Here is a 6312-nt window from a genome sequence, read left to right on the forward strand (position 1 = left end):
GAAACACCGGACGGACTTCGACGAGGAGGCACCGCGATGGTGGGAGACCCTGGGGACCAGGCTCGTGAGGCGGTCGTGGAGGCCGCGCTCGCCCGGCTGGGCCTGGACGCCAAGGCCCGGCTGCTGGCCGGGCAGGACATGTGGACGCTGCCCGCGCTGCCGGAGATCGGCCTGGCGTCCCTCGTCATGTCCGACGGACCGATCGGCGTCCGGGGAGTGCGCTGGACCGCCGACGATCCCTCCGTCGCCCTGCCCTCCCCGACCGCGCTCGCGGCCGGCTGGGACCCGGAGCTGGCCCGCCGCGCGGGCGTGCTGCTCGCCCAGGAGGCCCGCCGCAAGGGCGTGCACGTGCTGCTCGCGCCCACCGTCAACCTGCACCGCTCCCCGCTCGGCGGCCGCCATTTCGAGGCCTACAGCGAGGACCCGTACCTGACGGGCCGCATCGGCGCCGCCTATGTGACCGGCGTGCAGTCCGGCGGCGTCGGCACCACCGTCAAGCACTTCGTCGCCAACGACGCCGAGACCGAACGCTTCACCGTGAACAACCTGGTGGCCGAACGCACCCTGCGCGAGCTGTACCTGGCCCCCTTCGAGGCGATCGTCGAGCACGCCCGCCCCTGGGGCGTCATGACCGCCTACAACACGGTCAACGGCACGACGATGACCGAGCACCACCACCTCGTCGAGGAAGTCCTGCGCGGCGAATGGGGCTTCGACGGCGTCAACGTCTCCGACTGGGCGGCCGCCCGGTCCACGGCCGGCGCCATCGAGGGCGGCCTCGACATCGCCATGCCCGGCCCGGTCACCGTGTACGGCGAGGCCCTCGCCCGGGCCGTGCGCGCGGGCGAGGTCGCCGAGGCCAGGGTCGACGCGGCCGTACGGAACGTGCTGCGGCTCGCCGCCCGCGTCGGCATCCTGGCCGGCGCCGAACCGGTGGTCGCCGAGCCGCCGCAGCAGGTCGACGGCCAGACCCTGGCCCGCGAGATCGCCCGCCGCTCCTTCGTCCTCGTACGGAACGAGGCGCGCGGCGAGCGTCCCGCCCTGCCCCTGCGGCCCGGCACGGTCGCGCTGGCCGGCGCCGCCGCCCGCGACGCCCGCGTCCTCGGCGGCGGCTCCGCCACCGTCTTCCCGCCCCGGACCGTCTCCCCGCTCGACGCCCTCACCGCGGCGCTGCCCGAGGGCACCCTCACGTACCGCGTCGGCGCCGACCCCAGCACCGAACTCGCCACCGGCGAGCCGGGTTTCGACCTGCGCGCGGTCTGCCGCGACGCCGCCGGCCGCGTGCTCGGCACCGGCGGCGCACCCGGCGGGCAGATCCAGTGGATGGGCTCCGACCTCCCCGAGGGCGTCACCCACGACGCCCTCCACACCGTCGAACTGACCGGCACCTTCACCCCGCGCGAGAGCGGAACGCACACCTTCGGCATCCGGGGCCTGGGCGCCTTCACCCTCACCGTCGGCGGCACGACGCACTACGACGACGTCCAGCGCCCCACCGGCGACGACCCGTTCGCCGCCTTCTTCAACGCCCCCGTGCCCCGCGCCGAGGCCGACCTCACCGAGGGCGAACCGGTCGAGGTCTCCCTCACTCACGTCGTGAAGCACCGGGCGGACGTCCCTCTCAAGAACGTCATCTTCGCCGTCGCCCACCAGGCCCCCCGGCGCGACCCCGACGAGCTCATCGCCGAGGCCGCCCGCGCCGCGCGGGACGCCGACACGGCCGTCGTCGTGGTCGCCACCACCGAGCGCGTCGAGTCCGAGGGCTTCGACCGGACCGACCTGCGCCTCCCGGGCCGCCAGGACGACCTCGTCCGCGCCGTCGCCGCCGCCAACCCGAACACCGTGGTCGTCGTGAACTCCGGCTCCCCGGTGGAACTGCCCTGGCGGGAGGAGGTCGCGGCCGTGCTGCTGAGCTGGTTCCCCGGCCAGGAGGGCGGCGCGGCCCTGGCGGACGTGCTGACGGGGGCGTACGAGCCCGGTGGCCGGCTGCCCACCACCTGGGGCTCCCTGGCCGACGCGCCGGTCACCCGGGTCGTCCCGGAGAACGGGGAGCTCGCCTACACGGAGGGCGTGTTCATCGGCCACCGCGCCTGGGAGAGGGCCGGCCGCACCCCCTCCTACCCCTTCGGGCACGGCCTCGGCTACACCGACTGGACCTACGAGTCGCTGCACGTGGCGGACACCACCGTCACCGTCCGCCTCCGCAACACCGGCGAACGGGCGGGCCGCGAGGTCGTCCAGGTCTACCTGGCCCCGAGCGTGCCCGACCCCGACCGCCCCGCCCGGTGGCTCGCCGGGTTCGCGGGCGTCGAGGCGGAACCCGGTGAGAGCGTCGAAGTCACCGTCGACATCCCGCTTCGCGCGCTGGAGATCTGGGCAGAGAAACGGTGGGTGGTTGTGAAAGGTTCGTACGAAATCCAGGTGGGCCGCTCGATCAGCGACCGCAGGCTCGCCGCGACGATTAACGTCTGATCCGGGACAACTCCCCATGAGCAGCCCCGGTCCGGGACCTGACCCCTGGGCCGGGGCTCGTGGCGTCCGGGAACGTGTGGCAGACTCCCGGCCCGCGACACACCGGAACACGCCGGTACGGGGGAGAGAAACACGCCATGCATCCAGGTCAGGGTCAGCAGCAACCGGGGCCGTACGGTCAGCAGCAGCCGTATCCGCCGCAGCCGTCGTACCAGCAGCCCTATCCGCCGCAGCAGCCGTACCAGCAGCCGTATCCGCCGCAGCAGCCGGCGTACAACCCTTACCAGCAGCAGCCCCCGCAGCCCTACCCGCCCCAGGTCCCCGACCAGCGGCTCGGCGAGGGCCGGGTGCGGGTCGATCCGAACCTCACCCCGGGGCAGCGCGAGCTGGTGGTGAAGATCCAGCAGAAGGCCAAGTTCCTGGCCTACGGATTCGTGCTCGGCATCCCGCTCACCTTCGGCGGCGCCCACTACGGCATCGCCCACGCCCCCATCGGCTTTGCCGGTACGGCCGTCGGGCTGGCCATGGTGGCCGTGGGCGTCTTCGCGCTGCTCCAGATGCAGGCGCTGAAGCGGCAGCTGCGGCTCATCACCCCGGACGCCTGGCGCTCCCCGGCAGCCCATCTGCCCGGCGCTCGCAAGGCGGCCACGCAGGCCGCGTACGTCAACGGCCTGCTGGTCCTGCTGTCCTTCGGCGCGGCGGGCTACCTGCTGTTCAAGGGCGCCGGCTGGGGCGCCTACGGCAACTCCTTCGGATTCGGCGCGCTGATGCTCGGCGCCGCCATCCCCTTCGGCATGGGCCTCGCCGCCGCGACCACCATCCCGCAGCTGCTCCAGGTGATCCCGGCCGGCGCCAAGGTCGGCCGGAGCCTGTACTCGATCATCTTCGTGCTGGCCACCACCGTGACCGGCGAGGGCATCAAGGGCGGCACCCTGCCCCCGGTCCTGATCGGCGGGACGACCCTGCTGGTCTGCGGCGGCGCGATGGCCGTGCTGGGCAAGGCCACGAAGCGGATGCGCGGGGAATCGAACCAGCGGTCCTAGCCGCGGACGCCGAAGCCGTACACCGTCTCCGAGCGGTACACCCCGCCCGGCCGCAGTTCGGTGCTGGGGAACTCGGGGCGGTTGGGGGAGTCGGGGAAATGCTGGGTCTCGAGCGCGATGGCGGCGTTGGGCGCGAACGGGTCGCTCAGATGGTCGGCGGTGTACAGCTGGAGGCCGGGTTCGGTCGTCGCGATCGTGAGCAGCCGCCCGGACACCGGGTCGTGCAGCTCGGCGACCTCCTCGGGGGTGTCCGTAACGCCCTTGTCGAGCACGAAGTTGTGGTCGTAGCCGGAGCCGACCTTGCGGGCCGTACGGAAGTCGAAGCGGGAGCCGGAGACGTCCGCCCACTCGCCGGTCGGGATCAGGTCGGCGTCGACCGGGGTGAACCGGGAGGCGGCGAGGCGGAGTTCGTGGCCGCCCGGGCCCGTGTCGCCGCCGAGGCTGAAATAGCTGTGGTTGGTCAGGTTCACCACGGTCGGCGCGTCCGTCACCGCCTCGTACGCGATCCGCAGCGCGCCGGACGCGTCCAGGGTGTACGTCGCCGAGACCTCCAGCCGGCCCGGGAAGCCCTCCTCGCCGTGCGGGCTGACCCGGGTCAGGCGCACCCCGTGCCCGACCGGCTCAGCCTCCCACACGCGCTTGTCGAACCCACGTTCGCCGCCGTGCAGGGAGTTGGGGCCGTTGTTCGGCGCGAGCGTGTACGTGTGCCCGTCGAGCGTGAAACGGGCGCCCGCGATCCGGTTGGCGTACCGGCCCACCAGGGCGCCCAGATACGGCTCCGGGTGCCGGAGGTAGCCGTCGAGGCCGTCGAACCCCAGCACCACGTCCGCCGCCCGCCCCTCCCGGTCCGGGACCTCCACCGACTGCACGATCCCGCCGTACGTCAGGACCCTCAATCGCGTCCCGGCGCGCTCCAGCGTCCAGCGATGGACCTCGGTGCCGTCGGAAAGTGTGCCGAAAAGTTCGCTCATGTGGGAAACCCTAGGTCAAGAAGCCAGGGTCACGAGCTACGACAGCGGCTCTTCCGCCGTGACCGTCCGGTACGCGATCGCCGCCAGCCGGGACTGGCCGTCCGTGCTCGGATGGAACCAGTCCCAGCGGCTCAGCTGACCGGTGCCGAAGCGGTAGTCGAAGACCGCGTTCCCGTCGAAGCGGCACCGCCGGTCCTTGGCGCAGACCTCCTCGAGCACCTTGTTGTAGGCCTCCACCCGCTGCTGCACCGTGTCCCGGCGCAGGGTCGCCGTGCTGGTCAGGTCGTCCGCGTCACCCAGCATCGACGGGCAGATGCCCAGCTTCCACACCTGCTTGCCCAGCGGGTTCGTCCGGCCCTCGGACCACAGCCGCTTCAGGTTCGGCACGCTCGACACGTACACCTGCGTCTTCGGCAGGGACTCGCGCAGGGTGCTCATCGCCTCCTCGAAGGAGGTCCGGAAGGCGGTCACCGAGGTCATCGCCGAGGGCGTCGCCCGGCAGGCGTCGTTCGCCCCCGCCATCACCGTCACCAACTGGGGCTTCCGGGTGACCGCCTGGGTCATCTGCCCCGGCAGGTCCGCCATCCGGGCGCCGGTCACCGCGTAGTTCCAGCTGCGCTCGGTCGCCCCGGACCGCCCCAGCAGCCGTACCGCCAGACTGTCGACCTGCGTGCTGGTGCCGGTCGCCCAGGACACCTCGGGGCAGTCCGACAGCACCGTGCACGCGTCGAAGCCACGGGTGATGGAGTCGCCGACGGCGGCGATCGAGGAGGGGCTGCGGTCCCACACCGGGGCCGGCCTGGACACCTTCGCCCGGGTGCCGTCCGGCGCCGGGGAGTCGCCGCCCACGGCGTCACAGCCGGCAGCCCCCAGAACTGCCGCCAGCATGACGGCGAGAGCGGCCCGTGAACGCCGGCGTCGGTATCCCATGCCCAGTTCCATCCCCTCGTCGTGCCGTCATGGTCCCCAACCCATGACAACGCGCGAGGGTTCCCGGTAGGCGGCATGGAACGGCTCACACCCGTACAAGCGTCCCCCTGGGTGAATGGCGGGCGTTTCCTGGCCCTGGGAGCGACGGTACGTCACACTCCTTGCGCCGCCGCACGGTAGCCTCGCCATCAACGCGGCCGTCGTGCCACTGCCGCCCAGCCAGACCGCAAGATGTCCCGCTCTGCCCGGAGGTTCCGGTGACGACACGTGGAGTTCTGTACGTGCACTCCGCGCCGCGCGCGCTGTGCCCGCACGTCGAATGGGCCGTCGCCGGGGTGCTGGGCACACGGGTCAGCCTCGACTGGATCCGGCAGCCCGCGGCCCCCGGCACCTGGCGCTCGGAGTTCTCCTGGCAGGGCCAGGCCGGCACCGCCTCCAAGCTCGCCTCGGCGCTGCGCGGCTGGCACCTGCTGCGCTTCGAGGTCACCGCCGAGCCCTGCCCCACCGCCGAGGGCGAGCGCTACAGCTGCACCCCCGACCTCGGCATCTTCCACGCCGTCACCGGAATCCACGGCGACATCCTCATTCCCGAGGACCGTCTGCGCGCGGCACTGACGCGGTCCCAGCGCGACGAGACGGACCTGGAGGCGGAGATCGCCAAGCTCCTCGGCAAGCCGTGGGACGACGAACTCGAACCGTTCCGCTACGCGGGCGAGGGCGCCCCGGTGCGCTGGCTGCACCAGGTGGTGTGAGACGCGCCCCAAAGGGGCGCGGGGCTGTGTCCATATGCGGCTCCGCCGCGTGGGCGCGACCAGCCCCCACTGGCCCGCAGTCGGCGGACTACAGAAGCACCAACGGCGTTGGGGCCGCCGCCCGCTGGGGGGGCGGGGCGCCCC

The 6312-nt window shown here is 72.8% G+C and carries 5 protein-coding genes; 3 read left to right on the forward strand and 2 right to left on the reverse strand.

The annotated features are described in order from the left end of the window. Positions 1-36 precede the first annotated feature (36 nt). Together ACWGJM_RS20000 and ACWGJM_RS20005 are read left to right on the forward strand one after the other, a co-directional pair. On the forward strand, positions 37-2472 hold the full coding sequence (locus tag ACWGJM_RS20000) for a beta-glucosidase (protein WP_453413008.1): 2436 nt from the start codon (positions 37-39) through the stop codon (positions 2470-2472). 137 nt (positions 2473-2609) lie between these two features. After that, on the forward strand, positions 2610-3515 hold the full coding sequence (locus ACWGJM_RS20005; protein WP_453413009.1) for a hypothetical protein: 906 nt from the start codon (positions 2610-2612) through the stop codon (positions 3513-3515). Here ACWGJM_RS20005 and ACWGJM_RS20010 read toward each other — a convergent pair. Both ACWGJM_RS20010 and ACWGJM_RS20015 read right to left on the reverse strand, forming a co-directional pair. Beyond that, complete coding sequence (locus ACWGJM_RS20010; RefSeq protein ID WP_453413010.1) at positions 3512-4486, reverse strand: aldose epimerase family protein; 975 nt, start codon at positions 4484-4486, stop codon at positions 3512-3514. The genes ACWGJM_RS20005 and ACWGJM_RS20010 overlap by 4 nt on opposite strands. A gap of 36 nt (positions 4487-4522) precedes the next feature. Continuing rightward, positions 4523-5416: an SGNH/GDSL hydrolase family protein gene (locus ACWGJM_RS20015; RefSeq protein WP_453413011.1), complete on the reverse strand. Its 894-nt coding sequence runs from the start codon at positions 5414-5416 to the stop codon at positions 4523-4525. Between the two features lie 257 nt (positions 5417-5673). On the opposite strand from ACWGJM_RS20015, the gene ACWGJM_RS20020 reads away from it, so the two are divergent. Beyond that, the gene (locus ACWGJM_RS20020) at positions 5674-6168 is read left to right on the forward strand and encodes a DUF3145 domain-containing protein (protein ID WP_132851096.1); all 495 of its coding nucleotides are present in this window, start codon (positions 5674-5676) and stop codon (positions 6166-6168) included. The last annotated feature ends 144 nt before the right edge of the window (positions 6169-6312 follow it).

Source organism: Streptomyces sp. NPDC054834 (assembly GCF_053611185.1).